General features: G+C 55.6%; 2 protein-coding genes and 1 pseudogene. 2 read left to right on the plus strand and 1 reads right to left on the minus strand.

The annotated features are described in order from the left end of the window. Positions 1-480: pseudogene (locus tag EOA27_RS42300) on the minus strand (hypothetical protein); the annotation flags it as partial. 892 nt (positions 481-1,372) lie between these two features. On the opposite strand from EOA27_RS42300, the gene EOA27_RS26040 reads away from it, so the two are divergent. Then, on the plus strand, positions 1,373-2,323 hold the full coding sequence (locus tag EOA27_RS26040; RefSeq protein ID WP_127257604.1) for a hypothetical protein: 951 nt from the start codon (positions 1,373-1,375) through the stop codon (positions 2,321-2,323). Between the two features lie 325 nt (positions 2,324-2,648). Continuing rightward, entirely contained in the window at positions 2,649-3,614 is a 966-nt protein-coding gene (locus EOA27_RS26045; protein WP_127257606.1) for a DUF4147 domain-containing protein, read from the plus strand. The last annotated feature ends 364 nt before the right edge of the window (positions 3,615-3,978 follow it).

A 3,978-nucleotide genomic window follows, 5' to 3' on the forward strand; every position in this document is an offset into this window, starting at 1 on the left:
GCGACAATCCGGCGTATACCGGCGCTGCCGGCGCGACAGCTGCGATGTACTGGAGTCGCGGGTGCCTTTGACGATGATATCTCATATTCTTCGAACAGGCTGATAAGCTTCTCGCCTGGCCGGCAACGGCTCGCCGGCCTATGATGCGTTCGACCAGCGGTCGATAGTGGTGGTGCTGGATTTGCTACAGTGCAATGGACGGTATGCTCGCTACGGTCGACGCTCGCTCGCCTGCTTCAGGTAGGCCAAGCTCGTGCGGGTGATTGCGACACAGCTCGCGGCCAAGTTGGACGCGATTGGACTGGCCGAGTGTAAACTGGACCTTGCAGGTGCGCTTTTGGCTGCGTGGCGCTGCGCCATGACGAATCGGCGCGCCAACGACCAAGGTGTCGGCCCGTTTTAGAAGATACGCACGATGACGCGCACAGCACCCCAAAGTAAGCTGCTGTTGCTGGGCTCGTGCGTGAGTACCGAGAGCAAACGCACGCCCCGCAGGTCCATGCGGCGGTCGAAAAGCAGCTTCTCGACGCCCGATCGGATCGCCATCGCCACTGCGGTGTCTGCCCAGGTCGAAGAAGAAACGCGACAATCCGAGCGGGAATGGGCTCTGCGGCGCGACCAAGCCCGCTGTGAAGCCGGTCGAGCCGGAGAACCGCTGGTGGCGCGCTCACTGGAACGGCTCCGGGACCGAGGTTACGCACAGCCGAAGCGATCAACAGGATTACGAGCGTTGGCGCAGTGACGAGCCCCTTGTCCTAACCGAGACCGGTCGCGAAGCGCTGCAAAAGCTGAGGGAAGACCTGCCGCCATCTGGCATTCGAATTCGACCACGACGGCGGACAAAAAAGAGCATTCCGCCTCGTGTGGGGGTCAAGTCTCGGTTCGCTTGACAGCCGATAACTGTCGGGTTTTGTCGGGTTCACGACGCCGGCGTGTTCGGCCAAGGTCCTGCCATAACCTCATTGAACCCCTTGAATAATATGGCAGCACTATTTTTCTGCGGCTTTTGTGCAGAATTGGCACGAACTTCGCAGCTTCCTCGTCACGAGTCGGCACGAGCTGCCAACCGACGTGACATCGCTCGAGTCACCAAAGGAAGCTATATGTCAGGCCTGCATCATATCCGCATTTTACGGGAAGGGGTCGGCAAGTCCGCCGCCGCCCAAAAAATTCGCTCGCCGTCCTCATCGACCTCGGCAGAAGACCTCATCGTTGGCTGCGACCCCATAACCGACGCACCCGCCTGTACACGAAGCGCGGCACTACGCGGTCCTGCATCTCACGGCCAAGGAAGGTTCGGTGGAACACCTCGAGCTCGAGGGCGGTCCGCGTCAACTGCCGCCTGGGCTTCGATCAAGATCAGGAGGGATGGATGAGCGAGTTCCTTGGCCTCTATATTGATCACCAGATAAGGTCGCCTTTCGAAGTGGCGCAGCATTCGGCGAAGCTTAAACCACTCGCGACCGAACTAGGGAGAAGTGGAGTTCTACTGATCACAACTTGTGTACGAGTTGAGGCCTATGGTGAGGAGCCCGCACTCAGAAATCTCGAAAGCACGCTCTTTTCGGGTTTTTCATATGAATGCATTGAAGGTGCGGCCGCAATTGCTCAACGTCTCGCCGAGATTGCATCCGGCGCTCATTCTCAGATCCTCGGTGAGAGTAACATCGGGCATCAGCTTGTGAAGGCTATCGAATTTGTTGATCGAAAACTTCCGATTTTCCAGATCGCACGGTTGGCAATTGATATAGGTCGTGCCGCACGCGAGCGACATCGCTTCATTGCATCGTTCAACTACGATCAAATCGTCCGAGACATCATAGCTGATCGATTCCCGAATGGAGAGCTGCCCGACCGCCTTTACATCATCGGGTCGGGTATGCTGGGTCGTGGGCTCATCAGGAGTGGTGTGGGAGAGCGATTCCGTTCCACGGTAGTCGTAACGCGGAATCCTAAGATTCTTCGCAAACGTCTCCGCCGCACTGACATAAAAGTCGCGCTCGTACGCCCGGCAGAGATTGGGCACGCACGCGAACCGCGGTCGATCGTTGTGATCGCAACCGCCGATGTCAATGATGAATATCAAGCAATTCTTCGAGCCGCGCTTCTGCGGTTGGAGCCGCGCACCATAGTGGATCTGTCCTCAATTCCGGTGCTATCGGCCGCAGCAGTTAGCGAACTCAATTACGTTAGCATGTACAGCGACGAATTTCTTCGTTTCATCGATCAGAATAATAATCTACTGGCTCCGACACTGCCGCTCTTGTGCTCCGACATAGAGGCGACACTCCGAACGGCGCAGACCATCTTTCCGCAAAGGTAGAGTAATCTTACAGAAGAACACCAATTCGGCGACGGAAGAATAATGGCGCTCACGGCACTGAACGATCCTGCGAACGGCCCGCCTAAGATTGTAGACTCTAAATGTGGTTTCATGGAAGCGCTAACTCTTGCTGAAGCTGATTACTCGGTTCGCTCGTGGATCTGCACGCGCGGAATAGGAGCAAACTCACGAAATCTTTGCATGATTAGCGGCAGTTCACGAGAGACGATCTGAAAGTCGCGTCGCCCCATTCGGATACCGACATTCCCAAACAGAAAGACTGGACTGTTCCAGCGCCGGTTTCAACATCAGGAGACGAGGTAATATGACGACGCCTATTGTAAGATGGCTGAGTCGAAATGACATCGCAGCGACGAATTTGCCATTTGCCGCAGTATTAGATGTTGTCGACGCGACGCTTCGTGATCACGGCATCGGCGCATTTGAGAATCCGACCAAGATCGGGATCCACCCGAGGCACGACGCATTCATTCACGCAATGGCTGGTTGGCTTCCCACGCAACGCCGATGCGGCCTTAAATGGGTTGCCAGTTACTCCAGCAATCGTAAAGTTGGTTTGCCAAACTTTACAGGACTTTTGGTTTTAAACGACCCGGACACGGGCCTACCAGTCTGCGTGATGGATGCTGCTTACCTGACGGCAGTTCGCACAGCGGCAGCGTCGGCTATCACCAGCAAGTATTTGTCGCCGCATCGCGTGGACAGGATAGCGGTGATCGGTGCGGGTCTTCAAGGCCTTTACCACGTAAAAATTCTGTCGTTGATTCACCCCGCTGCAGAATTCCATGTCGTAGATATCGATGAAAATGCTGTGAGCCGGTTGGCTGAACAGACTTCTTCCGAAGCAACAATAGTTCACGTCAAAGAGGCTGAGACCGCGATCCGCACCGCTGACGTCGTAGTGACAGCGACAAGTCGATTGGCGGGCGTGGCATTCCAGTTCGCATGGGTTAAGGAGGGCAGCTTGGTTCTGCCCGTCCATGTCCGCGGATGGTCACAGGACATAATGACGGCTTCGGATGTATTGTTGGCTGATGACGTTGAGCAATTCAAAAACTACATCATTGCTACAGGCTCTCCTTATAGGGATATTTCCAGGGTTCGTGGATCTGTCAGCGATGTTATCGGTGGACGGCTCGCTGGCAGAATTCACAACGCTGATCGCATTGCAGTGTTCAATCTCGGGCTCGCGATACATGATGTCGCAATAGGTTCTGCAATACTCGACATCGCAGAGCAGAACGGCTTAGGGACGATCTTATCCTACTAAAGGATCGTATCCTACTAAACAATGTCTGGAGAATCGGGTTGAGCCCGTTGAGCCCTTCGAAGGGGCATGACAGCCCCATCGTATGCCACTGACCTCGGTGATGCTGAGTGGCGATCCTGGCGCCTCTCTTTGACTCCACAATCCGCCGCGGGCCGCCCCGCAACATGACCTGCATTTGGTCCGGAACGCAGTGCTGTAGAGGGCGTCAGAAGGTGAAAGAGGTCCGGGACTTAGGTTGAAAAGAATGGAGAGCTTTTCGACATAATTCAATGGGAACAAAGGAGACTTCAATGAACCGTTGGATAAGTGCGATCGTCGCTGCCGCCATCAGTGTGGCCGCCCTAGTCGGGCCGGCCTCCGTACC

The sequence above is a fragment of the Mesorhizobium sp. M2A.F.Ca.ET.037.01.1.1 genome, assembly GCF_003998075.1.
Taxonomy (GTDB): Bacteria; Pseudomonadota; Alphaproteobacteria; order Rhizobiales; family Rhizobiaceae; genus Mesorhizobium.

What these genes read in the sequence shown, in the direction of transcription:
- EOA27_RS26040 (WP_127257604.1), top strand. Translation starts at nt 1,373, where the DNA reads ATGAGCGAGTTCCTTGGCCTCTATATTGATCACCAGATAAGGTCGCCT.
- EOA27_RS26045 (WP_127257606.1), top strand. Translation starts at nt 2,649, where the DNA reads ATGACGACGCCTATTGTAAGATGGCTGAGTCGAAATGACATCGCAGCG.